Origin of the sequence: Plantactinospora veratri (assembly GCF_036421995.1) — a bacterium.
Taxonomy (GTDB): Bacteria; Actinomycetota; Actinomycetes; order Mycobacteriales; family Micromonosporaceae; genus Plantactinospora; species Plantactinospora veratri.
In genome coordinates this window covers 465,530-487,944 of sequence record NZ_JAZGQL010000005.1, presented here as the reverse complement: position 1 = coordinate 487,944, position 22,415 = coordinate 465,530, and the positions used below count along the sequence as shown (strand labels likewise).

Annotated in this window: 23 protein-coding genes; 11 read left to right on the top strand and 12 right to left on the bottom strand. The window is 73.0% G+C overall.

Features of this window, described 5'->3' with window-relative positions; genetic code table 11:
* Positions 1-4 precede the first annotated feature (4 nt).
* From leuC to V1634_RS08425, 3 genes are all read left to right on the top strand, one after another.
* Entirely contained in the window at positions 5-1,459 is a 1,455-nt protein-coding gene (gene leuC, locus V1634_RS08435; RefSeq protein WP_331207176.1) for a 3-isopropylmalate dehydratase large subunit, read from the top strand.
* Between the two features lie 15 nt (positions 1,460-1,474).
* Complete coding sequence (gene leuD, locus V1634_RS08430; RefSeq protein ID WP_331207175.1) at positions 1,475-2,062, top strand: 3-isopropylmalate dehydratase small subunit; 588 nt, start codon at positions 1,475-1,477, stop codon at positions 2,060-2,062.
* Positions 2,063-2,236: 174 nt separating this feature from the next.
* Positions 2,237-2,812 (top strand): HU family DNA-binding protein, encoded by a 576-nt coding sequence (locus V1634_RS08425; RefSeq protein WP_331207174.1) that lies wholly within the window; start codon positions 2,237-2,239, stop codon positions 2,810-2,812.
* 224 nt (positions 2,813-3,036) lie between these two features.
* Here the strand turns inward: V1634_RS08425 and V1634_RS08420 are convergent, their stop codons facing one another.
* The 5 genes from V1634_RS08420 to cofC all read right to left on the bottom strand — a co-directional run bounded on the left by V1634_RS08420 (position 3,037) and on the right by cofC (position 8,984).
* On the bottom strand, positions 3,037-3,996 hold the full coding sequence (locus V1634_RS08420; protein WP_331207173.1) for a bifunctional NUDIX hydrolase/histidine phosphatase family protein: 960 nt from the start codon (positions 3,994-3,996) through the stop codon (positions 3,037-3,039).
* Positions 3,984-5,513 carry a CYTH and CHAD domain-containing protein gene (locus tag V1634_RS08415; protein WP_331207172.1) on the bottom strand — a complete coding sequence of 510 codons (1,530 nt, stop codon included), beginning with the start codon at positions 5,511-5,513 and terminating at the stop codon, positions 3,984-3,986. The genes V1634_RS08420 and V1634_RS08415 overlap by 13 nt, the downstream gene beginning before the upstream one ends.
* Before the next feature lie 68 nt (positions 5,514-5,581).
* Positions 5,582-7,870: an RNA degradosome polyphosphate kinase gene (locus V1634_RS08410; protein WP_331207361.1), complete on the bottom strand. Its 2,289-nt coding sequence runs from the start codon at positions 7,868-7,870 to the stop codon at positions 5,582-5,584.
* 192 nt (positions 7,871-8,062) lie between these two features.
* A complete protein-coding gene (locus V1634_RS08405) occupies positions 8,063-8,260 on the bottom strand; it encodes a cold-shock protein (RefSeq protein ID WP_331207171.1) in 198 nt (65 codons plus the stop codon).
* Positions 8,261-8,339: 79 nt separating this feature from the next.
* A complete protein-coding gene (gene cofC / locus V1634_RS08400; RefSeq protein WP_331207170.1) occupies positions 8,340-8,984 on the bottom strand; it encodes a 2-phospho-L-lactate guanylyltransferase in 645 nt (214 codons plus the stop codon).
* Between the two features lie 94 nt (positions 8,985-9,078).
* On the opposite strand from cofC, the gene V1634_RS08395 reads away from it, so the two are divergent.
* From V1634_RS08395 to V1634_RS08370, 6 genes are all read left to right on the top strand, one after another.
* Complete coding sequence (locus tag V1634_RS08395) at positions 9,079-9,234, top strand: hypothetical protein (RefSeq protein WP_331207169.1); 156 nt, start codon at positions 9,079-9,081, stop codon at positions 9,232-9,234.
* The gene (locus tag V1634_RS08390) at positions 9,231-9,953 is read left to right on the top strand and encodes a lysophospholipid acyltransferase family protein (RefSeq protein WP_331207168.1); all 723 of its coding nucleotides are present in this window, start codon (positions 9,231-9,233) and stop codon (positions 9,951-9,953) included. The genes V1634_RS08395 and V1634_RS08390 overlap by 4 nt, the downstream gene beginning before the upstream one ends.
* Positions 9,950-10,945, top strand: a complete 996-nt coding sequence (locus V1634_RS08385; protein WP_331207167.1) for an NAD(P)H-dependent glycerol-3-phosphate dehydrogenase — start codon at positions 9,950-9,952, stop codon at positions 10,943-10,945. Before V1634_RS08390 ends, V1634_RS08385 begins: the two co-directional genes overlap by 4 nt.
* A gap of 26 nt (positions 10,946-10,971) precedes the next feature.
* A complete protein-coding gene (locus tag V1634_RS08380; protein WP_331207166.1) occupies positions 10,972-12,099 on the top strand; it encodes a cystathionine gamma-lyase in 1,128 nt (375 codons plus the stop codon).
* Between the two features lie 133 nt (positions 12,100-12,232).
* On the top strand, positions 12,233-13,279 hold the full coding sequence (locus tag V1634_RS08375; protein ID WP_331207165.1) for an ROK family protein: 1,047 nt from the start codon (positions 12,233-12,235) through the stop codon (positions 13,277-13,279).
* Positions 13,280-13,422: 143 nt separating this feature from the next.
* Positions 13,423-14,085 carry a DUF998 domain-containing protein gene (locus tag V1634_RS08370; protein ID WP_331207164.1) on the top strand — a complete coding sequence of 221 codons (663 nt, stop codon included), beginning with the start codon at positions 13,423-13,425 and terminating at the stop codon, positions 14,083-14,085.
* 27 nt (positions 14,086-14,112) lie between these two features.
* Here the strand turns inward: V1634_RS08370 and V1634_RS08365 are convergent, their stop codons facing one another.
* The 5 genes from V1634_RS08365 to V1634_RS08345 form a co-directional block, all read right to left on the bottom strand.
* Complete coding sequence (locus V1634_RS08365; RefSeq protein WP_331207163.1) at positions 14,113-14,559, bottom strand: hypothetical protein; 447 nt, start codon at positions 14,557-14,559, stop codon at positions 14,113-14,115.
* 126 nt (positions 14,560-14,685) lie between these two features.
* Complete coding sequence (locus tag V1634_RS08360; RefSeq protein WP_331207162.1) at positions 14,686-16,908, bottom strand: MMPL family transporter; 2,223 nt, start codon at positions 16,906-16,908, stop codon at positions 14,686-14,688.
* 219 nt (positions 16,909-17,127) lie between these two features.
* Entirely contained in the window at positions 17,128-17,715 is a 588-nt protein-coding gene (locus V1634_RS08355) for an HD domain-containing protein (RefSeq protein WP_331207161.1), read from the bottom strand.
* A gap of 143 nt (positions 17,716-17,858) precedes the next feature.
* A complete protein-coding gene (locus tag V1634_RS08350) occupies positions 17,859-18,083 on the bottom strand; it encodes a DUF397 domain-containing protein (RefSeq protein ID WP_331207160.1) in 225 nt (74 codons plus the stop codon).
* A 1-nt stretch (position 18,084) separates the two neighbouring features.
* A complete protein-coding gene (locus tag V1634_RS08345; protein ID WP_331207159.1) occupies positions 18,085-18,930 on the bottom strand; it encodes a helix-turn-helix domain-containing protein in 846 nt (281 codons plus the stop codon).
* A 226-nt stretch (positions 18,931-19,156) separates the two neighbouring features.
* Here V1634_RS08345 and V1634_RS08340 point away from each other — a divergent pair, with 226 nt between their 5' ends.
* Both V1634_RS08340 and V1634_RS08335 read left to right on the top strand, forming a co-directional pair.
* Entirely contained in the window at positions 19,157-19,333 is a 177-nt protein-coding gene (locus tag V1634_RS08340; RefSeq protein WP_331207158.1) for a hypothetical protein, read from the top strand.
* 45 nt (positions 19,334-19,378) lie between these two features.
* Positions 19,379-19,642: a hypothetical protein gene (locus tag V1634_RS08335; RefSeq protein ID WP_331207157.1), complete on the top strand. Its 264-nt coding sequence runs from the start codon at positions 19,379-19,381 to the stop codon at positions 19,640-19,642.
* A 19-nt stretch (positions 19,643-19,661) separates the two neighbouring features.
* Here V1634_RS08335 and V1634_RS08330 read toward each other — a convergent pair whose 3' ends face one another.
* Positions 19,662-20,828, bottom strand: coding sequence for a tetratricopeptide repeat protein (locus V1634_RS08330; protein WP_331207156.1), 1,167 nt, complete (start codon positions 20,826-20,828; stop codon positions 19,662-19,664).
* Positions 20,828-22,183 (bottom strand): ATP-binding protein, encoded by a 1,356-nt coding sequence (locus V1634_RS08325; RefSeq protein WP_331207155.1) that lies wholly within the window; start codon positions 22,181-22,183, stop codon positions 20,828-20,830. Before V1634_RS08325 ends, V1634_RS08330 begins: the two co-directional genes overlap by 1 nt.
* Positions 22,184-22,415 lie beyond the last annotated feature (232 nt).

Below are 22,415 nucleotides of genomic sequence, written 5' to 3'. Positions count from 1 at the left end.
CCAGATGGTGGGAGTCACTCCAGAGCCGTCCTCGCCCAGGACCTTGGCCGAGAAGGTCTGGGATGCTCACGTGGTGCGATCCGCTGACGGTGAGCCGGATCTGCTCTATATCGACCTGCACCTGCTGCACGAGGTGACCAGCCCGCAGGCCTTCGACGGGCTGCGGATGGCGAACCGCAAGGTCCGCCGGCCCGACCTCACGCTCGCGACCGAGGACCACAACACCCCGACCGGGTACGACGATCCGTCCTTCCGGTCCCGGCGCGGTGACCTGCTCACCATCGCCGACCCGACCTCGCGGACCCAGATCGAGACGCTGCGCCGCAACTGCGCCGAGTTCGGCGTCAAGCTGCACCCGCTCGGCGACGACAACCAGGGCATCGTGCACGTGATCGGGCCGCAGCTCGGGCTGACCCAGCCGGGCCTGACCATCGTGTGCGGCGACTCACACACGGCCACCCACGGCGCGTTCGGCGCGCTGGCCTTCGGGATCGGGACCAGTGAGGTCGAACACGTCCTCGCGACCCAGACCCTGCCGCAGATCCGCCCCAGGACCATGGCGGTGACCGTGGTCGGCGAGCTGGCCCCCGGGGTCACCGCCAAGGACCTGGTGCTGGCGCTGATCGCCCAGGTCGGCACCGGCGGCGGTCGGGGCCACATCGTGGAATACCGGGGCGAGGCGATCAGCGGGCTCTCCATGGAGGGCCGGATGACCATCGCCAACATGTCCATCGAGTGGGGCGCCAAGGCCGGGATGATCGCCCCGGACGAGACCACCTTCGCGTACCTGAAGGGGCGGCCGAACGCCCCGCAGGGCGCGGACTGGGACGCGGCGCTGGAATACTGGCGCACCCTGCCGACCGACGAGGGCGCGACCTTCGACAGCGAGGTGGTGCTCGACGCCGGCCGGATCAGCCCGTTCGTCACCTGGGGCACCAACCCGGGCCAGGGCACCGCGCTGGACGCCGCCGTGCCCGACCCGGAGGACTTCGTCACCGACGCCGAGCAGACCGCCGCCCGGCGGGCCCTGGAATACATGGACCTCAGGCCCGGCACCCGGCTCCGGGACGTACCGGTGGACGTGGTCTTCGTCGGCTCCTGCACCAACGGCCGGCTGGAGGACCTCCGGGCCGCCGCCGACGTGCTGCGCGGGCACAAGGTCGCCGACGGGGTCCGGATGCTCGTCGTACCCGGGTCGGCAGCGGTCCGGGAGGCCGCCGAACACGAGGGGCTGGACAAGGTCTTCACCGAGGCCGGCGCCGAGTGGCGGTTCGCCGGCTGCTCGATGTGCCTCGGCATGAACCCGGACACCCTCAAGCCGGGCCAACGCTCGGCCTCGACCTCCAACCGTAACTTCGAGGGCCGGCAGGGCCGGGGCGGGCGTACCCACCTGGTCTCGCCACCGGTCGCCGCCGCCACCGCCGTGGTGGGCCGGCTGGCCGCGCCGGCCGACCTGTGAAGGGGCTGACCTGAGATGGAGAAGTTCACCGTGCACACCGGTACGGCGGTTCCGCTGCGCCGGTCCAACGTGGATACCGATCAGATCATCCCCGCCGTGTACCTCAAGCGGGTGACCCGGACGGGCTTCGCCGACGGCCTCTTCAGCGCCTGGCGGGAGGACCCGACATTCGTGCTCAACGATTCTTCATATTCCGGGGCGTCGATTCTCGTGGCCGGCCCCGAGTTCGGCACGGGCTCCTCACGGGAGCACGCCGTGTGGGCGCTGCGCGACTGGGGGTTCCGGTCCGTCATCGCCCCCCGCTTCGGGGACATCTTCCGGGGGAACGCGCTCAAGGAAGGGCTCCTGCCGGTCGAGCTTGAATTGAAGGCCGTCGAGGCTTTGTGGGAGTTGACGGAGTCCGACCCGACGGCCCGGATCACGGTCGACCTGACCGCCCGGGAGGTCCGGGCAGGGGAGGACACCTGGTCCTTCCCGATGGACGACTTCAGCCGGTGGCGGCTGATGGAGGGCTTGGACGACATTGGACTGACCCTCCGGCACGAGGCTGACATCACCGCGTACGAGGGCCGGCGATCCACCTTCCGGCCTGTGGTGGCATAGGCCGAACCGCCGACCGCACAGTCGTTTTCGCCCCCGCCGGTTCGTCCGGCGGGGGCGAATCCGTTGCGACACAATGGGTTTTTTCGAGCAGATGTTTGTGTCCCGGTGGCACAGGGCATACCGTGCGCGCAGAATGGCTCGCGTTGAGTCCAGTTGCACATTGGGAGGGAAGTCGTGAACAAGGCCGAGCTCATCGAGGCTCTCGCCGCTCGTCTGGGAGACCGGAAGACGGCGACGTCGGCGCTCGACGCGGTCCTCGCGGAGGTCCAGGCGGCGGTCACCAAGGGGGACCGGGTCGCCATCACCGGGTTCGGGGTGTTCGAAAAGCGCGTGCGCGGTGCTCGAACAGCCCGCAACCCCCGCACCGGTGAATCGGTGAAGGTGAAGAAGACATCGGTTCCGGCCTTCCGGCCGGGCGCCGGTTTCAAGGAGATGGTGGCCAGCGGCAAGGCCCCGAAGAACACCGTGGCGGCGAAGAAGTCCGCCACGGGGTCGACGGCCAAGTCGACCGTTGCCAAGAAGACGACGACCAAGAAGGCGGCGCCCGCCAAGACGACCGCCACCAAGGCGGCGGCGAAGAAGACGGCTCCGGCGAAGAAGGCCACCGGCGGCACCAAGGCCACCACGGCCAAGAAGACGACGGCGGCGAAGAAGTCGGCGGCGGCCAAGAGCACGTCCACCCGCGCCACGGCGAGCAAGAAGGCCAGCACGGCCAAGAAGGCCCCGGCCAAGAAAGCCGCCAAGCGCTGAGAATCGGGTACCGCCAGGGCGCCTCCGGCTCGTCCGGAGGCGCCCTTCACGTTGTCCCGCACGGAAATCCGGGCCGGGCGGGGGCGACCCTGCGGCGCCGACAGGGCGTTAGCGCCGCTCAGCGGCCCGTGGACGGCCCGAAACCCCGAGACCGGCCCCGCACAGTACCCGTGGAGGGATCGTTCCCGCAGAGCCCATGCTGGCCGGGCCGGGCGGCGGGCCGATCAGGGTGCGATGGCGGCGAGGCGCTCCGCGCCGTCCAGCCGGCTGGCGGCGACCAGCCGGTCACCGCTGAAGGCGAGCAGCCAGCCGGTGCCTTTCGGGGTCCGGAAGTCCCGCACCGAACCGGGCAGCACGCCGGCACCGGTCGGCCCGGTCGGGGCGGCCGATGCGGCGGCCAGCCACGCCAGCGCCTCCGGAATCACCTTCCCCTGGCTACAGACCACCGCCGGCTCGCCGGCCCGGGCCAGTTCGAGCAGGGCCCCGGCGGCGGCCAGGGCGTTCTCCTCGGCGTCCTGCCCCGGCTTCGGCTCGTCGTACGCGGAGTCCACCTCGATCGGCCGGTCGAGCAGCTCGGCCAGGGGTTGCAGCGTCTGCACACAGCGCCGGGGCGCCGCCGAACGCAGGCGTACCGGGCGGATCAGCGCGAGCAGTCCGGCCAGCTCCCGGGCCTGGGCCAGGCCGACGCCGTCCAGCGGCCGGCCGGTGTCCGGCCCGGACCAGGTGCCCCGCTTGCCCGCCGGGGCGTGCCGGACCAGCCCCAGCACCGCACTCACCGGCGGCAGGGCGGCGAAGTCCTCCAGCACCCGGACGTCGTGCGGATAGCTGACCAGCCGGAGGGCGTCGGACAGCGGCAGCCAGCGTACGTTGTCGACCTCGGTCTCCGGCTGGAAACCGCCGCTGCCGACGGCCCGCATCGACCAGAACTCGACAGTCTTCGGCGCGCCGTCGCGCATCCGGTAGTGCACCGGGGGCAGCCGCACCTCCGGCACCCCGCGCGCGTCGGCCTCCTCGGCGACCTCGCGTACCGCGGCGGTCAGCGGATGTTCCCCCGGGTCCAGCTTGCCCTTCGGCAGTGACCAGTCGTCGTAGCGGGGGCGGTGCACCACGCAGACCTGTACGCCGTCGTCGCGGTGGCGCCAGACCACGCCGCCCGCCGCCCGGACCGGGGTCACCTCAGCCATCCCGACCGCCGTTTACGGCTCGCCCGGCGCCACGCGTCGGGGAAGGCCGCCCGGGCGGCGCGGACGGCGGCCCGTTCCCGTTCCGCCAACCGGCCGGCGGTGACGGCGACGCCGTGGTCGCCCGGGTTCCGCTCGGCGATCGACAGCCAGGTCTGCGCGGCGACCGCCGCGTCCTGGTGCTCGCCGAGCAGGTTCTGCACCTTCGCCAACGCCCTGGCCAGCTTCGCCGCGTCGCCGCCGAGCACCCCGGCGACCGCGTCGACGGCGTACCTGGCCCGCTTGCCGTTGATGCGTACCGCATGCCAGCGCTCGTCCGGGGCGCCCGGGTCGAGGTCGGCGGCGCCGTCGACCTCGTCGTCGCCGTCGGTCAGCCGGTGCCAGGGCCGGGCGACCAGCCGGGGCAGCACCTCGGCGGCCGGTCCGTCGGCCCGGGCGGTCAGTTTCGGGCTTCGGGTGGCGTCGACCAGCGCCTCGACCAGGGCGTGGTAGCGCGCCGAGCCGAGCGCCTCGTCGACGGCGGCCAGCGCCTCGGCGTGCCGGTCGGCGAGTACCCGGTCCATCCGGGCCACCGCCGCCGGGTCGAGCGGGCTGAGCGGGTCGGCGGCGGCCGTACTGGTGAGCCGGGCCCGCAGCACCTCGGCGTCCCTGGCCTGTCCCAGCACTCCCGCCAGCCACTTCAGCTCGTCCCGGAGCGACGTGGCCCACGCCTTGCGGACCAGCGGCCCGAACGTCCGCAGGTCGCTGCGGAGCCGCCGGCAGCCGACCCGCATCTGGTGCACGGCGGTGTCGTCGTCGCCCACCGGCGCCCGCAACCGGACCAGCGGGTCGTGCGCGAGCACCCGGCCGGCGCCGCGACGGACCGCCGCGGCGACCACGTCACCGGCGCTGGGTCGCTCGGGCAGCTCGCCCGGCGGCACCAGGTCGGGCGGGGCCTCGGCCGCCGGGCCGAGCGCCCGGACGTGCTTCGGGGTGAAGTCACCGCGCCGGGCACCGGCGCCGGTCAGCGCCGGCTCCAGCACCTCGAGCAACTCCCGCCCGCCGTCCTTGCGTTCCACCTCGACCTCGCGGAACGTCGACCGGACCCGCTTGCCGTCCAGCACCCGCACCGAGTCGTCGGCGATCTCCACCAGTACCCGGTCGGTCTCGTCGCGCAGCTCGTACGCCCGGCGCACGGTGCGGACCACGGCGGCCGGCCGCAGTTCCGCGCCCCGGGAGTACGCGGTGACCAGTGCCAGCAGGTCGGCCGGTGCCCTCTTCGGCCGGCCCGCACGAGAGATCTCGTGGCGTACGCCGGGACTGTCGGCCGGAAGTTTGACCGTCCAGGGCAGCTCGTCACCCCTGCGGTGCCGCAGCGACACCCCGGCCCGGGCCAGCCGCAGGTCGGTGGTGTCGAGATAGGTCGCGGTCAGCGTCACCGGGGGCAGTTCCACCACCCGTACGCCGTCCGGGACGATTCCGGAGAGGTCAGGCAGGGTGAACCCCGGATCGACGTCGTACTTCCGTTCCTCCTCCAGCATCGGCCAAGCCTAGTCCGGAATGTCGGCTCGGCCGACCGTCCGCCGCTGCCGTCGAATCGGCCGGCCGGTCACTTGGCGGCTCCGGCGACCCGGCCCAGCAACGCCTCCTGGAGGTTCACCAGTGGTGCCTCGGGGCTGCCCTTGCGCCGGGTCCAGCAGCCATCCCCGGCCAGGTCGAACGCCTCGACCTCCGGGCTCATCGCGGCGGTCAGCAACTCGTCCAGCGCGGTCCGGGCGGCCCGATCGGTCACCTGCACCAGCGCCTCCACCCGGCGGTCCAGGTTGCGGTGCATCAGGTCGGCGGAGCCGATCCAGAACTCGACGGCGCCGTCCGAGCCGCCGGCCCCGGCGCCGCCGCTGCCGAACCGGAACACCCGGGAGTGTTCGAGGAAGCGGCCGAGGATCGAGCGGACCCGGATGTTCTCCGACAGTCCCGGTACGCCCGGCCGCAGCGTGCACATCCCCCGGATCAGCAGGTCGACGCGGACCCCGGCCCGGGATGCCCGGTAGAGCGCGTCCACGATCGCCTCGTCCACCAACGCGTTGACCTTGAACTGGACCAGGGCCTGCCGGCCCTGGCGGGCCCGGTCGATCTCACCCTCGATCCGCTCGATCAGACCGCGCCGGATCCCCTGCGGCGCCACCAGCAGCCGCCGGTACGACGTCTGCCGGCTGTACCCGGTCAGCACGTTGAACAGGTCGGTCAGGTCCGCCCCGATCTCCGGATCGGCGGTGAGCATCCCGAAGTCCTCGTAGAGCCGGGCGGTCTTCGGGTGGTAGTTGCCGGTGCCGATGTGGCAGTACCGGCGGATCTGGTTGCCCTCCTGCCGGACCACCAACGCGGTCTTGCAGTGCGTCTTGAGCCCGACCAGGCCGTAGACCACGTGACAGCCGGCCCGCTCCAGCACCCGGGCCCAGCCGATGTTCGCCACCTCGTCGAAGCGCGCCTTGATCTCCACCAGCACCACCACCTGCTTGCCGGCGGCGGCGGCGTCGATCAGCGCGTCGACGATCGGGGAGTCCCCGCTGGTGCGGTAGAGGGTCTGCTTGATGGCCAGCACGTTCGGGTCGGCGGCGGCCTGCTCGATGAAGCGCTGCACGCTGGTCGAGAAGGAATGGTAGGGGTGGTGCACCAGGATGTCGCCGTCGCGCAGGGTGGCGAAGACGCTGCGCGGCACCTCACCCTCGACGAGCCGGGGATGGGTGGCCGGCACGAACGGCGGGTCCTTCAGCTCCGGCCGGTTGGACTCGCCGTAGACCTGCCAGAGCGCGGTCAGGTCGAGCAGCCCCGGCACCCGGAGCACGTCCTGGCTGTCCATGTCGAGTTCCCGGACCAGCAGGTCGAGGACGTGGTCGGAGACGGAGGCGGCGACCTCCAGGCGTACCGGCGGTCCGAAGCGGCGCCGGGCGAGTTCCCGTTCCAGGGCTTGCAGCAGGTCCTCGTCCCGGTCCTCGTCGACCTCCACCTCGGCGTTGCGGGTGACCCGGAACAGGTGGCACTCCACCACCTGCATGCCGGAGAAGAGCTGGTCGAGGTGGGCCGCGATCAGGTCCTCCACCGGCAGGAACCGGTAACCGGGCACGTCCCGCTCGACCCGGACGAACCGGGGTACGTTGTTCGGCACCTTCACCCGGGCGAAGAGTTCCGAGCCGGCGTCGGAGTCGCGTACCACCACCGCCAGGTTGAGCGACCGGCTGGAGATGTACGGGAACGGGTGCGCCGGGTCGACGGCGAGCGGGGTGAGCACCGGGAAGATCTGCTCCCGGAAGTACGTCCGCAGCCGCTGCCGCTCCGCCACCGGCAGCTCGCCCCAGTGCAGTACCGCGATGTCCTCGGTGGCGAGCTTCGGCCGTACCTCGTCGACGAAGCACGCGGCGTGCCGGGCGACCAGTTCGGCGGCGTGCTGGGAGACCCGTTCGAGCTGGGTGCTCAGCGGCATCCGGTCGCCGCCCCGGACCGGCAGACCGGCCTGCAACCGTCGCTTCAGCCCGGCGACCCGGACCATGTAGAACTCGTCCAGGTTGTTGGCGAAGATGGCGAGGAACTTGGCCCGCTCCAGCAGCGGGGTGTCCGGGTCCTCGGCCAGGGCCAGCACCCGGGCGTTGAAATCCAGCCAGGAGAGTTCCCGGTTGAGGAAGCGGTCCGGCGGCAGCGGCTCCGCCGGTCCCCCGGCGGGTTCGGCGGCCGGCTCGGTGGCCTCGGGGCGGGCGGCCAGGCCGCTCTCCGGGACGGCGCTGCCAGGGCCGGTGGCCGGCACGCCGCGGCGGCCCTGTTCCGGGTTGCCGGCCAGACCGGTCGCCGGGCTCCGGTCCGGGCCGCCGGCCGAGGCGCGCGCCGAGTCGGCCGCCTGGTCCAGCGCCGCCGACCGGTCCGGTTCGGCGGCGGTGTCCGGTTCGACGGTGCCGTCCGGCTCGCCCGCCGGCTCGCGGTCGGTGTGCCCGGCGGCCCGCGTCTTGCGCTCGGGGCGGGGGCGTCGGGACGGTGGGGTGCTCACCACCCCATCATTCCCCGGCGGTGGTTAACCGAAAATGAACTTTGCCTGAGCGGCTCAGGGGAAGGTCGGCAGCGTGATCCGGACCAGCGTGCCGGTGTCGTCGTGCTCCAGCCGGACCCGTTGGCCCAACCGGAGCAGGCGCAGCCCGGAGGCGTCGAACGCGGCCGCCGGGAAGGTGACCCGGGAGCCGTCGTCGAGCAGCAGCGTGCCGGTCCGGGTCTGCGGGTCGTAGTCGGCCACCGTGCCCTGCATGCCCAGCACCGTACACCGGTCGGCCGGGCGGTGGGTCGGCCTCGGACGGCGGCACCGGCACCGCCGGTCGGACGGCACGTCAGCGCTGGGCGCCGGCCGGTGTCGCCCGCCGGGTCACCGCGGCGGTGTGCCGGCCGAGGCCGAGCGCGACCGCGGCCCGCAGGTCCGCCGGGGTGTCGACGTCGCGGCGCAGCGTCGGCCAGGCGGCGGTGAGCGGACGGGCCCCGGAGGCCGCGTGCGCCGCCGCCGAGTGCGGACCGAACCGGGGGTCCAGCGTCGTGCCGGGGGCGGCGGTGAGGAGCACGGTGCCGGTGCCGGGGGCGTCCGCGACGAAGCTGCGTACCCCGGGCGGTCCGGCGGCGGCCCGCAGCGCCTCGGCCAGCTCGGTCGGGCGCAGTGCCGGCAGGTCGGCGGTGAGCGCCGCGACCGGACCGCCGGAGGCGACCGCCGCACCCCGGGCGAACGCGGCGTTGAGCCCGGCGGTCGGCGGCTCCGGCACGATCCGGGCGCCGAGCCGACCCAGGGTACGGGTCACCTCCGGGTCGCCGGTCACCACGAGTACCTCCCGGACGGCCGGGCAGCCGAGTACCGCCTCGACGGTGTCCTGCGCCAGCGCCAGGGCGAGCAGTTCGTGCGGTACGCCGTCGAGCGCCCCGCGCAGCCGGCTCTTCGCCGACCCGAGGCGCTTGACCGGCACCACCACGGTCCAGTTCCGCTCTGCCACGCGACAATCCTGCCAGTTCGCCAGCGGCTGCCCGGCGTGTGGCCCAGCCCGCCGGCCGGACACCCCTGGCTGGCCGTACCCGGGGCGAACAGGCATGATTTCGCTGCGGGCGGCGGCACCCCGGGCCCGGGCCGGTGGCGGGCCGGACCGGGGTGGGCACGGGCGGTGCCACCTCGCCACCCGAGCCGGGGCGCCCGGGTGGCGCCCCGGCCGGGCCGCGCCAGGGTTGGACGACGAGGAGGCACAGTGACACGGCGCAGGCTCGGGTTCTGGCGACGGTTCGCCGTCTCGGTGGTCAAGCCGGTGCTGACCGTCTGGACGCGCCGCGACTGGCGCGGCATGGAGCACATGCCGTCGTCCGGTGGCCTGATCATCGTGGTGAACCACCTCTCCCACTTCGACCCGCTGGTCTCGGCCCACTTCATCTACGACTCCGGCCGCTGGCCCAGCTATCTGGGCAAGGCGAGCGTCTTCAAGGTGCCGGTGATCGGCAAGATTCTGCTGAAGTGCCGGCAGATCCCGGTGGAGCGGGGCACCGTCGACGCGGCCAGGTCGCTGGACGCGCTGGACCGGGCGGTCCGCTCCGGTGCCGCCGTCGTGATCTACCCGGAGGGGACCACCACCCGGGAGCCCGAGCTGTGGCCGATGCGCGGCAAGACCGGCGCCGCCCGGCTCGCCCTGGCCACCGGTGCCCCGGTGGTGCCGGTCGTGACCTGGGGACCGCAGCGGATCTTCGACCCGCGGACGAAGAAGGTCAGCTTCCGGCCGCGTACCCCGGTGACGGTGGTCGCCGGTCCGCCGGTGGACCTGAGCCGGTGGGCCGGCGCGGTGCCGAGCAAGCCGGTACTCGACGAGATGACCGACACCATCATGCTGCGGCTGCGCGACATGCTGGCCGAGATCCGTGCCGAGACACCGCCGCCGCTCTGGTCGGCGCAGGCGAACCGCCGTGCCGAGGACCGGGCATGAGCCACGTCGCCGTGCTCGGCGCCGGCTCCTGGGGTACCGCCTTCGCCAAGGTGCTCGCCGACGCCGGCCGGGACGTGGTCCTCTGGGCCCGCCGCCCGGCGGTGGCCGAGGCGGTCCGGACCACCCGGACCAACCCCGACTACCTGCCCGGACTGCGGCTGCCGGCGGCGGTACGCGGCACCGCCGACGCCACCGAGGCGATCACCGGCGCCGACCTGGTGGTGCTGGCGGTGCCGGCGCAGACACTGCGCGGCAACCTCGCCGAGTGGGCCCGGCACCTCGCACCCGACTCCACGCTGGTCTCCCTGATGAAGGGGATCGAACTCGGCACCACCAAGCGGATGAGCGAGGTGATCGTGGAGACCGCCGGGGTGGCGGCGGACCGGGTCGTCGTGGTCTCCGGCCCCAACCTGGCCGCCGAGATCGCCGCCGAGCAGCCGGCCGCGACCGTGGTCGCCTGCACCGACACCGACCGGGCGACCCTGGTGCAGGCGTCGGTCACCACGCCGTACCTGCGGCCGTACACCAACGACGACGTGATCGGCTGCGAGTTGGGCGGGGCGGTCAAGAACGTGATCGCGCTCGCCTACGGCATCACCACCGCGATGGGGCTGGGCGACAACACCCGGGCGACCCTGATCACCCGGGGGCTGGCCGAGACGGCTCGGCTCGGCGTGGCGCTCGGCGCCGACCCGCTCACCTTCGCCGGCCTGGCCGGCCTCGGTGACCTGGTCGCGACCTGCTCGTCGCCGCTGTCCCGGAACCGGACCTTCGGCGAGCACCTGGGCCGGGGCGAGACCCTGGAGCAGGCGCAGGCCGCGACCCGGCAGACCGCCGAAGGGGTGAAGAGCTGCCTGGCGATCCGGGACCTCTCCCGGGCGCACGGTGTGGAGATGCCGATCACCGAGCAGGTCGAGCGGGTCTGCCACGAGGGCGCCGACCCGCACACCGCGATGGCCGTACTGATGAGCCGGAAGCCGAGGCCCGAGTGACCGAGACCGATCCACGGGGGGACGCGATGCCCGACCAGCGGAACTACGGCGACGGCACCCGGAGCGTGCACGCCGGTCTGCCGGAGCCGGCGCCGGGGCAGCCGTTCCTGCCCGGGCCGGTCTTCGCCGCCCCCTACCACCTGGACCCGGCGGTCGGCCCGGAGGCGAGCCCGAACGGGTACGGCCGGCCGGACAACCCGACCCGGCGCCTGCTGGAGGCGGCCATCGGTGAGCTGGAGGGCGGGGAGTGTCTCGCCTTCTCCAGCGGGCAGGCCGCGATCACGGCGGTGCTGCTCTCGGTGCTGCGCCCCGGCGACACCGTGCTGCTCCCCACCGACGGGTACTTCCCGGTGCGGGCGTTCGCCGCCGAGACACTGCGCGGGATCGGGGTACGCGTCGACTTCGTGCCGACCGCCGGCCCGTACCCGTCGTTCGACGGCGTACGCCTGGTGCTGGTCGAGACGCCGGCCAACCCGGGCCTGGACGTCTGCGACATCGCCGAGCTGGCCGCCCGGGCACACGCCGCCGGTGCGCTGCTCGCGGTCGACAACACCACCGCGACACCGCTCGGCCAGCGACCGCTGGACCTGGGCGCCGACCTGGTGGTCGCCTCCGGCACCAAGGCGTTGACCGGGCACTCGGACCTGCTGCTCGGCTACGTGGCCAGCCGGACGGCCGGGCTGCTGGAGACGATCCTCGGCTGGCGGACCACCACCGGCTCGATCCCGGGTGCCTTCGACGCCTGGCTGGCGCACCGGTCACTGGCCACACTGGACCTGCGGCTGGCCCGGCAGAGCGCCAACGCGGCGGCGGTGGCGGCGGCTCTGCGGGCCCGCTCCGACGTGGCCGGCCTGCGCTGGCCGGGGCTCGGCGACGACCCCGCCTACCCGATCGCCAGCCGGCAGCTCCGGCGGGTGCCGGGGATCGTCGCCTTCGACCTCGGCGACGCCGACCGGGTGGCGCGGTTCCTGGCGGCGAGCCGGCTGGTCTTCGCGGCGACCTCCTTCGGCGGCCTGCACACCAGCGCCGACCGGCGGGCCCAGTGGGGCGACGACGTCTCCGCCGGATTCGTCCGGCTCTCCTGCGGGGTCGAGGACACCGCCGACCTGGTCGCCGACCTGACCGCCGCGCTGGACGCGGCCGGCGCCGCATAGCCCGCTCCGGTCACGAGTCGGGCGGCCGGGGGGTGCGGGACTGGTTCGGGTGCGGCAGGGTATGCACATCGGTCGGCTGGCGACGCCGGGATCGGGGTCCGGGGGGCCGGCCGGGGTACCCGGGAGGCGCACCATGACGAATTCCGAAGTACCGGTCGTGGTCGGGCTCGACAACGGCGGTAACAGCAACAACGCCACCGTGCTGGACGCGACCGGGCGGTTCCTGGTCGACGAGTTGGTCGAAACCCCCTGCCAGGTGCTGGAGGGGCCGGAGGCGGCGGTCGAGGCGCTGGCGGCGGCGATGGCACAGGTGCTGGCGCGCACCGGCACCCGGCCGGAGCGGGTCCGGGCCGTCGGGTTGGACACCCCGGGGCCGGCCAGCGCCACCGGGGTCATCTCGTCGAAGGGCTCGACGAACTTCTCCCAGCCGGCCTGGCGCGGCTACGACATCCGCGGCGCCCTCGAACGCCGGCTCGGCCTGCCGGTCGTCTACCACAACGACGGCAACGCGGCGGCGCTCTACGCCCACCACTCCTACTTCGGCGCCGACGCCGCGCAGCGGTCGTCGGTCTCCGCCATCGTGGGGACCGGACTCGGCGGCGGTGTGGTCGTACGCGGGCAGGTGCTGACCGGTACCGCCGGGATGGCCGGGGAACTCGGGCACGTGCACATCCCGATGTTCGGCCTGCTCGCCGAGGGGCAGCCGGTGCCGGCCTGCAACTGCGGGTTCGTCGGTGACGTGGAGAGCGTCGCCTCGCTGACCGGCATCCGGCGCAACCTGTTGCCGTACTGGCTGGGCCGGTTCGCCGGGCACCCGCTGGCCGAACTCGACCCGGTGAACGCCGCCAGGCAGGTCCGGTCGTACGGGGTGGACGGCGACCCGATGGCGCTGCGGATCTTCGAACAGCAGGCGATGGCCCTGGGCCGGCTCTTCACCATCGCCGCCAACTTCACCGACCCGGACGGGTACTTCGTCGGCGGCGGCGTGGTGGAGGCGACACCGGAGTTCCGGGACTGGTTCCTGGCCACCGTCCGGGAACACACCACGCTCCGGACCGAGCAGGCGGAACGGGCCCGGTTCGCGCTGGTGCCGGATCTCGACATGGCCGGGGCCCGGGGTGCCGCCATCGCCGCGCTGAAGCTGCTCGACGGTACGGCCGCCACCCCGCCCGTCCACTGACCGCCCTACGTTGTCGATGGTGCTGGGGGTAGTTCCGGAGGTAGGGGCAACCCGACCCTGATCGACTCAGGGTCGCGGAAGCCCGGGATCGGTCCGGGATCGCGCCGGATTCGGCGCCACGCTGGCGCGACGACGCTGGTCACATGATGTCCGGATCCCTACCGCAGCCATGGACCGCCCGACCGCTGACCCTGCTCGCGGCGCTTGGCATGTGCCTGACGGCGACCCTGGGCGTCGTGGCGCACCTCGCCCCCGACCCCGGGATGAGCCCGCTGTCGCTCACCATCAGCGACTACGCCGTGTCGAACAACGGCTGGCCGATGAACCTCGCCATCCTGATCCTCGGGGTCACCTCGCTGGCCGTACCGCTGGCGTTACGGGCCGCCCGGGTCAGGGTGGGACGCCTCGCCGAGGCGCTGCTGCTGGTCTGGTGCCTGGGGTTGATCACCTCGGCACTGGTTCCGACCGATCCGCTCGGAACGGTCGAGCTGACCACCCAGGGCTACGTGCACCGGTACGTCTCGGTCGCCGCCTTCGTCGCCCTGCCGCTCGCGGCGCTGCTGGCGATCCGCCGGCTCGCCGCCGACGTGCGCTGGCGGGACGCCGTACGCCGGTTGCGGGCGCTGGCCGTGACCAGCGTGCTCGCGCTGATCGCGCTCTACTACGTCGCGTTTCCCGGCGGCCGGGTGATGATGGGGCTGGTCGAGCGGATCCTGGTGGTGGTCGAGCTGGCCCTGCTCGCCGTGCTGGTGGCCCGGCTGCACCGGGTCGCCGGCAACCGGTCCCGGGCGGTCCCGGCCCGCTAGGAGCGCGCGTCGGGGTCCGTCCTGCTGCTAGTCGAACACCTCGAACCGGTCCAGGAGCACGCCGGTCTCGTCGGACAGGACGGCGGCCTGGAGTTCGAGCAGCGGTATCGCGTCGTTCCCGCCGCCACCCTGTTGGACGAACGGCCTGCCCACGTACGGGTTCCTGCTGGTGCCGGTGCGGTTGGGGTGGTAACGCCAGTGTGCGTCGCGGTGGCGCCGGGCGATCTCGCCGACGTACCAGATCGCTCCCTGGACGAAGTCGTCGTCCACCGGTTCGTGCAGGGCGTCCCTGGTCGGAATCCGGCGTCGTACGAGCTGCTCCAGTGTCAGCAGCGACTCCGGGCTGAAGTCCAGCTCGTCGGCCCGGCCGGTGGCGGCGGACCACTCGGGAAACCTTTCCGCACGGATGGTCAGCCAGTGCGTGAGCCAGGAGTTGGTCGGTTCGTCCAGCCTCGCTTCGGTCCGGTCCGGCACGGGGACCACCGTAGCAACACGGCGGTGCCGGACCCCTGCCGAACGGTCAGGCCCGGCAGGGGTGGTTTCGGAGCAACCGCATCGGGAGCCGGCCGCGCCATGCGGCTGGCGCGGCCGGCGGTTGGATCAGCGTCGTGGCCCGATCACCGTCAGCTCCATCGTCGGTACCTCCGCCGGGCCGACCGGCGGCCGCCGGTTCCCCCGCAGCCAGCGCGGTGCCCACCAGTTCGCCTCGCCGAGCAGCCGCATCAGGGCGGGGAGCACGAGTCCGCGGATGACGGTGGCGTCGATCAGGATTGCGGCGGCGAGGCCGACCCCGAGCTGCTTGTACTCCAGGATCGACAGGGTCGCGAAGACCGCGAAGACCGCCACCATGATGATCGCGGCGCTGCTCACCACGCCGGCGGACGAGACGATTCCGCGTTCGATGGCGTACCGGGTCGGCACGCCGTGCAGTACCGCCTCGCGGATCCGGCTGACCACGAAGACGTGGTAGTCCATCGAGAGTCCGAAGAGGATGACGAAGAGCATCAGCGGCAGCCAGGAGACGACCGCGCCGTTGCTCTGGAAGCCGAGCAGGCCCTCCGCCCAGGAGTGCTGGAACACCAGCACCAGCAGCCCGTACGACGCGGCGACGGAGAGGGCGTTGAGCAGGATCGAGGTCAGCGCCACCGGTACGGACCGGAAGCTGCCGAGCATGACCAGGAAGGTGACGGCGAGGACGAAGCCGAGGACCGACGGCAGCGAGTCCGACATCTGGTCCAGGAAGTCCTGGCTGCTGGCGGTGCGGCCGGCGACCGCGTACTCGGTGCCGGGGACCTGACCGACGGTGGCCGGCAACAGCTCGGCCCGGAGCCGGCGCAGCGTCTGGACCGCGTCGCCGCTGCCGGCTGGACCGGCCACGTACACCGAGACGAGCCGGACCAGGCCGTCGGCGGACCGCCGTACCGTGGGCTGCCGGTCGTGGGCGAAGCCGGCGGCGTCGCCCAGCCGGGCGCCGAGTTCGGTCAGCGCCCGGTCCAGTTCGGCGCCGTGCCCGGCGGCGGTGCGGATCGCGACGGTGTGGCTGGTGCCGAGATCGTTGCTGGGGAAGGCCGCCGCCAGCCGGTCGTAGCCACGGAGGATCGGGATGGAACGCGGCAGGTCCGCGGAGGTCGGCCGGGCGAGCCGCATGTCCAGGGCCGGGACGGCGAGGGCCAGCAACGCGAGTACGGCGACCAGCAGCGTCGGTGCCGGCCAGCGCAGCGCCGGCCGGAGTACCGCCGACCAGAACCGGCTCCGGCCGGCCCGTTCGATCCTGCGGCCGAGGAACGGCACCCGGGGACGGTCCACCCACCGCCCCAGCGTGACCAGTACGGCCGGCAGCACGGTCAGCGAGCCGAGCATCGCGACCCCGACCACCAGGATCGAGCCGGTCGCCATCGAGCTGAAGGTGTTGTCACCGACCAGGTAGAGCCCGGCCATCGCCACCATCACCGCCAGCCCGGAGACGAGTACCGCGTGCCCGGAGGTGGCGGCGGCGATCTCGACCGCACTGCGATGGTCCCGCCCCCGGGCCCGCTCCTCGCGCTCCCGTCGCAGGTAGAACAGGGAGTAGTCGACCCCGACCGCCATGCCGATCAGCAGGATGATGCTGTTCACCAGTTCTCCGGCGGGGAAGACGTGCGACGCGAAGGCGGCCAGCCCGAACGCGGCGGCGACCGCCGAGAGCGCCAGCAGCACGGGTACCCCCGCCGCGATCAGCGCGCCGAAGCTGACCACCAGGATGCCCAGCGCCACCGGCACGCTGATCAGTTCGGCCCGCAGGAAGTCCGCGCCCAGCGTCTCGGTCAGGGCCTTGCCGAGCGAGGCGGTCCCGATCTGCTCGATCCGCAGGTCCGGAAACTCCCGCTGGATCTCGGCGGTGCTGGCCAGCAGCGCCGGCACCTGCCGTTCGGCGGCGTCCGCCTCCCCGTCGGGCGGGTCGGCGAGCACCACCTCGACCAGCACTGCGGTGCGGTCCGGCGCGTGCAGCGGCGCCCGCACCTCCGCGACCTCCGGCAGGGTACGCATCCGGGCGCCGACCTCGGCCGCCGCCGCATCGGCCCGGTCCCGGTCGAGCGGACCGGTCAACGGCGTGATCAGGACGTTCTCCGTCACGGGCGGCTCGGCGAACTGGCCGGCCCGCTCGATCCGGTCGGCCCGGGCCAGTTCACCGTGCAGGCTGTTCGCCCCGGTTGCCGGTACGGTGCCGACGGCGGATCCTCCGACGACACAGGCGGCGACGAAGAGCAGCCAGCCGAGGATGGCGAGCCGCGGGCGGGTGGCGCTCCACCGGCCGATCCGCACGCTCAGGGGAATACGTTTCACAGGCCGGAGTCCTCAATGCTGTCGGGTGATCCAGGACCCGTCTCGGGTCTGCTCCGACGTTAGGAATCCGGCCCGGGGGCCACCATGAGGCGCACCATCCGCCCCGGGACGGCCGGCCGCAGTCCGGCAACTGCGGCAGACCACACCCTGCCGGTCGGCGGTCTGTTCCGTGCTGACGAACGAGGCGGTTCGGCCGAGCGCGGGCCGATCGTCGCTCCGTCAGTCGACGGGGTAGCGGGCCTGGAAGTCGAGGCGCGCGTCGGCGTCCTCGGCGATCCGGCTCAGTACGTCGTCGAGGGCCAGGAACGCGGCCCAGCGCTGCTGGCCACCGACGGCGGTCAGCCGGTCCACGACCCGGTCTTCGAGGTCGGCTTCGCGTCGACCCTTCCAGACCTTGTCGGCGAGGCTGACCAGCAACTCCTCGGTCGTCGTCCCGGGGGAGTCCCAGCGGGCGTGGCTGGCGGCGAACCGGGCCAGGGCCGGCTGGACTCCGTACCCGATCAGGAGTTCGCGCCCGGCGGGCTCGTGTCGCGACCCGGGCCCGGAGAGTTCCTCGGGATGGCGGGTCTTGCCGATGTCGTGGGTGGCCGCGCCGAAGCGCACCTCCCGGTGCTCGACGGTGAGGTCGGGATATTCCTGGCCGAGCCAGTCGAGCAACTGGGCCGCGACGTCGTGCACCGCGCGCAGGTGCGCGGCCAGTCGGGCCGGGGCGTTCGACGTGATCAGCAGCTCGACGGCCTCCGGCGGGAGCGGCCGCAGCGGCGGCGGGCCGGGGTCGGCGAGGGCGCGGTGCAGGGCGGCGGTCACGACGGTCAAGGGTAACCAGCTGACCGCCACGCCCCCTGACCGCCGACCCGGACCGGCGGAGCAGGGGGCGTGGGGCACCGGAGCTGGGCGGGCCGAGCTTTGCCGGGGGGACGCAGCTCGGTGACCGCCGACCTCCCCCCAGGTCAGGGGAGAACGGGGGAGGCGTGCAGCGCGGTGGTGAATGCGGTCCAGGCGGTCGGTGCGAAGATCAGCACCGGCCCGGTGGTGTCCTTGGAGTCGCGGACGGCCACGACGTCGTCGGCGGCCCCGGCGAGCAGGGCGAACTCGACACAGGCGCCCTGGTCTCCGCTGTGGCTGCTCTTGCGCCAGGGTGCCCTGCCGAGCAGGTCGGTCGTCTCCGGTGACATGTCACAGTCCTTTCAGGAGGCGGTTGATGGTGTCGCGGCTTTCCGCGGGACTCAGTGCGACGGCCCGCAGGTGTTCCATGATCTTCGTGCAGGTGCGCAGCTCGTGCGGCCGGTCGAGGATCAGCTGCCCGGCGACGGTCTCCACCGAGGCGAGGATCGGATCCTCCGGGTCGGCGAACTCGAGCAGGTGCAGCGAGCCACGGGTACCCCGGTGGTAGCCCGCCCTGAGCGGGATGACCTGGACGGTCACGTTCGGCAGCTCGGACATCTTGAGCAGGCTCTTGAGCTGGGCTGCCATCACGGCCTCCCCGCCGACCGGGCGGAGCAGGGCGCCCTCGTCGACGATGGCCTCGTAGATCGGGGGGTCGCTCTCCTTCAGCCTCTCCTGCCGGCCGATCCGGATCTGCACCCGCTGCTCCACCTCCTCGTCGCCGAGGGTGTGCGGGCCGCCGCGCATGATCGCCCGGATGTACTCCGTGGTCTGGAGCAGTCCCGGCACGACCGATGGCTCGAAGTTCGCGATCGCGGTGGCCTCGGCCTCGACCGCTATGAAGTCGATGGTGCGGCGGTCCAGGATGTAGGAGTACGGAACCCACCAACCCTGCTTCCTGGCCTCCTTGGCGAGCGCCACCATGTCCTCCAGTTCGCTCTCCGGCCGCTTGTAGAGGGTGAGCAGGGCGCGTACCGAGGCCGGGCTGACCATCGTCTGCGCGTTCTCGTACCGCGAGAGCGTGCTGCGGGTGCTGTTGATCTCGTCGGCGGCCTGTTCGAGGGTGAGCCCGGCTGCCTCGCGGGCGTGGCGCAGGGCGATGCCGAGGCGGCGGGCGCGGAACGACTTCGGAGCCATGCATCGATCCTGTCACATGGAACCGGGAATGCGTGCATGAGAGAAGGTACGTGAGAGTTGCATTCACGCGTTCACAACTGGCAATCTGTCATCACGTCCTCACCGCCGGTGGTCGTGTCGACGGTGGCTGTGGGTGACCGAAGGGGAATGAGGCGCACGGCGATCGGACCTTCCCGTACCCGATCGCCGTGTCCCTCCCGCCAGCAAGCGGACCTGGAGGTGACAGATGACCGCGACCCCGTGCTGGCCTCGGGTCTCCCGATGCCGCTGGTGTGCGCGACCAGTGTTGCGGGACAACGAGGGCGCGTGGATCCACGCCGACCTGGCCTACGTGTGCCGGGACCGGTGGGGTGGGCTGGCCGGCACGACGGCCGAGCCGGAGGCGGCTCGTCGTGGCCTCTGACCGGCACGGACTTCGGCGTGGCCGCGGGCAGCGCAGCCAACCGCGATGGTGGCGCAGCCATCCGCGATGGTGGCCGGGGCGGTCACGGTGACCCGGTTCCTCGTGGTGCTCACCGACGTGCGGCCGCTGACCAAGGAGGGCCGGGACGAGCGGATCGAGCCGGAGCGGCGCCGCCAGGTCGTCGGCGCCACCAGCAGGGAGGCCGCGGACCGGATCGCCGCCGCCTTCGCGGCACTGGGCATGGTGCGGGCGGGCCGGCAGCGGGTCAAGGTACTCGCGGTCGGCCGACGGCGATCACTGGCCGGCTGAGCCACCGACCGACCGCCGGTCAGGTGCCGGAGGTGCGGCGGCGGAGCCGGAACCAGTAGCGGCGGACCAGCAGACCCACCTCGACGGCGGCCCGGCTGCGCCACCGGATGATCAGTGTCACCAGCGGCACGACCAGCGCCGCCCCGCCGACGACCTCGACCGCGGTCGGCGGATACGGGCCGAGCGTGATCAGCAGCATCCCGAGCAGCACGGCGACGAGTCGCAGCGGTGCGGTGACGAAGGAGATCCGGTAGCGGTTCGCCAGGACCAGCGCGCGGATCGGCGCGGCGAGCCGGCCGAACCGCCAGCGCAGCAGCGCGAAGACGCCAGCCGCACCGGCCAGCGCCACCAGTACCCCGCTGGCCGCTGCCACCGGTCGGGGGTCGATCACATCCTGCAAGGTCCCCACCAGGAGGGTGACGAGCAGGAGTACGACACAGCCGAGATCGGTCAGGAGCCAGAGCGCCCGGCGCGCGTTCCGGGTGGCGGCCTGGATCGCGACCGGATCGGTGGGTACCGTCTGGAGCATCCCGGCCATCACCGGCGCGGCGCGCACCGCCCGGCCCCGATCGCTGTCCAGTGTGGCCAGCGCGTGCAGGGCCTGCGGGTCGTCGGGGGCGAGCCGCAGCGCCTCCAGGTACGCCGCCCGGGCCCGCCCGAACTCGGCCATCCGGCGCTGGACCCTGCCCTCGGTGACGTGTGCCCAGACACTCTGCGGGTCGAGTTCCCTGGCCCGTCTGGTCGCGGCCAGCGCGGCGAGCACCGTGCGGGTACCGCGACCGCGCAGCAGTGCCTCGGCCCGGGCGAGTTCGCTGCGGGCGTCGTCCGGATCGAGGGTACGGGCCAGCTCGGCGGCGGTGAGCGCCTCGGGAATCCGGCCCAGCTGGCGCAGCGCCAGCGAGCGGTTGCGCTGCACCTGCGGACTGGCCGGGAGGAGCCGGGCCGCCATGTCGAGCACGGTCAGCATGTCCCCCCAGCGGCCCTCCCGCTGGTAGCAGTAGCCGAGCACCTGTAGCGCGTAGCTGTCGGCCGGGTCAACCCGGAGCGCCTCCGCGATCAGCGGGTACGCCGCCCTGACCCGGCCGATCTGGGCGAGGTGCAACGCCCGCTCCAGCACCGACGTCCCGGGGCCGGCACCCGGGCCGGCTCCGGCCGCACCCTCCCCGGTGTCGACCCCGGCGGTCATCAGAGCAGCTTCCGCCGCTTCAGATAGCCGACGAGGTCGTCGTACATGCCGCCCTCGTTGGCGAACATCGCCACGTTGCGGGCGGTGGCGAACCACGGCTTGGTGGAGGGGCGGATGTCCTTGAGCGCCCGGTCGAAGTCGCGCTGCTCGATCATCCGTACCTCGCCGCGCCGGATCGAGTCGGCCATCGCGTACTCGGCGGCGGACTCGCACAGGTGCGCCAGGTCGGCGCCGGAGAAGTCGTCGGTGGCGGCGACGATCCGGCGTACGTCGATGTTGGCGATCGGCCGTTCCCGCAGGTGGTACTCGAGGATCGAGGTCCGGGCCGGCGCGTCCGGCGGGAGTACCAGGACCACCCGGTCGAGGCGCCCGGGGCGGCGCAGCGCCGGGTCCACGTCCCACGGTGTGTTGGTGGCGGCCAGCACGAAGACGCCCTCGTTGTTGCCCTCCACGCCGTCGAGTTCGGCGAGCAGCTGGTTGCCGATCGTCCGCATCCCGCTGGAGGTGACCTTGGAGCGCTTGTGCCCGAGCGCGTCGACCTCGTCGAGGAAGAGTACGCAGGGCGCGCTGCGCCGGGCCGTCTGGAACAGCTCGTGCAGGTTGCGTTCGGAGTTGCCGATCCACATGTCCAGGACGTCCACGATGGAGAGCGAGATGAACTTGGCACCCATCTCGCCCGCGATCGCCTTGGCCAGGAACGTCTTGCCGCAACCGGGCGGGCCGTACAGCATCAGGCCGCCGCGCAGGCTCTTGCCGTACAGCTTGCGCAGTTCCGGGTTGCGCAGCGGGCCGAGGAAGGCCAGCTCCAACCGCTCCTTGACCTCGTTCATCCCGCCCACGTCACCGAGCCGGATCGTGGAGACCTCGACGTCGAACATCCGGTCGGCGTCCCCGGTCACCGGCTCGGGCTCGTCTCCGGCCGGTGAGAAGCGCGGCGGCACGACGTCGGCGAGTTCCCGTTCGTAGGCAGCGAGCGGATCGTCGCCCGACTGGCCCGGTGTGCCCGGCCGGCCGGGGTGCGGCGGATCGGCTGCCGGCCCGGTGCCGCCCACCGCTCCGGCGGCGGCGTCCGGACCGGCCGCCGCCCCCGGCGAGGCCGTATCGGAGACGGGCGTACCGGAGACCGGCCTGCCGGCGGCGGGCGCGGGTGCGCCGCCGCCCAGGGCCCGCTGCATCAGCGCCTGTGCCTGGGGATCGGCGGGGTTACGGGCGAGGGCCTGCCCGACGTGCGCGATCGCCTCGGCGGGACGTCCGGCGTCGAGGAGCAGCCCGGCGAGGTGCAGCCGCAGCGGGACGTCGTCCGGGCTCGCCCCGACCGCCGCGCTCAGGCTGTCGATAACCGAATCGGAAGTCACAAGACGAGCAGCCTAGACGGCGCCCGTCATCGCGGCGACACACCCGCAACTCCGGTCCCTGCCAACCCGCACGGGTCGGTACGCCACCAGTTACCCGTTGTGCTCGGCACGTTCACCCCGGTGAAGGTTTCCCGGCGGTGAAAAGGGGTGTGGACCCGGGAGTTGGCCACGCAGAGTAGGGTCACCCGGTGAGCGCACGAGGAGCGACGGCAGCACCGTTGGGTCTCCCACC

Excerpts from the sequence above, each read along its gene's own strand:
- V1634_RS08340 (WP_331207158.1), top strand. The coding sequence starts at position 19,157 with ATGACCGCGACCCCGTGCTGGCCTCGGGTCTCCCGATGCCGCTGGTGT.
- V1634_RS08375 (WP_331207165.1), top strand. The coding sequence starts at position 12,233 with ATGACGAATTCCGAAGTACCGGTCGTGGTCGGGCTCGACAACGGCGGT.
- V1634_RS08370 (WP_331207164.1), top strand. The coding sequence starts at position 13,423 with ATGATGTCCGGATCCCTACCGCAGCCATGGACCGCCCGACCGCTGACC.
- V1634_RS08420 (WP_331207173.1), bottom strand. The coding sequence starts at position 3,996 with ATGGCTGAGGTGACCCCGGTCCGGGCGGCGGGCGGCGTGGTCTGGCGC.
- leuC (WP_331207176.1), top strand. The coding sequence starts at position 5 with ATGGTGGGAGTCACTCCAGAGCCGTCCTCGCCCAGGACCTTGGCCGAG.
- V1634_RS08350 (WP_331207160.1), bottom strand. The coding sequence starts at position 18,083 with ATGTCACCGGAGACGACCGACCTGCTCGGCAGGGCACCCTGGCGCAAG.
- V1634_RS08345 (WP_331207159.1), bottom strand. The coding sequence starts at position 18,930 with ATGGCTCCGAAGTCGTTCCGCGCCCGCCGCCTCGGCATCGCCCTGCGC.
- V1634_RS08335 (WP_331207157.1), top strand. The coding sequence starts at position 19,379 with ATGGTGGCGCAGCCATCCGCGATGGTGGCCGGGGCGGTCACGGTGACC.
- V1634_RS08330 (WP_331207156.1), bottom strand. The coding sequence starts at position 20,828 with ATGACCGCCGGGGTCGACACCGGGGAGGGTGCGGCCGGAGCCGGCCCG.
- V1634_RS08380 (WP_331207166.1), top strand. The coding sequence starts at position 10,972 with ATGCCCGACCAGCGGAACTACGGCGACGGCACCCGGAGCGTGCACGCC.
- V1634_RS08405 (WP_331207171.1), bottom strand. The coding sequence starts at position 8,260 with ATGCAGGGCACGGTGGCCGACTACGACCCGCAGACCCGGACCGGCACG.
- V1634_RS08395 (WP_331207169.1), top strand. The coding sequence starts at position 9,079 with ATGATTTCGCTGCGGGCGGCGGCACCCCGGGCCCGGGCCGGTGGCGGG.
- V1634_RS08415 (WP_331207172.1), bottom strand. The coding sequence starts at position 5,513 with ATGCTGGAGGAGGAACGGAAGTACGACGTCGATCCGGGGTTCACCCTG.
- leuD (WP_331207175.1), top strand. The coding sequence starts at position 1,475 with ATGGAGAAGTTCACCGTGCACACCGGTACGGCGGTTCCGCTGCGCCGG.
- V1634_RS08385 (WP_331207167.1), top strand. The coding sequence starts at position 9,950 with ATGAGCCACGTCGCCGTGCTCGGCGCCGGCTCCTGGGGTACCGCCTTC.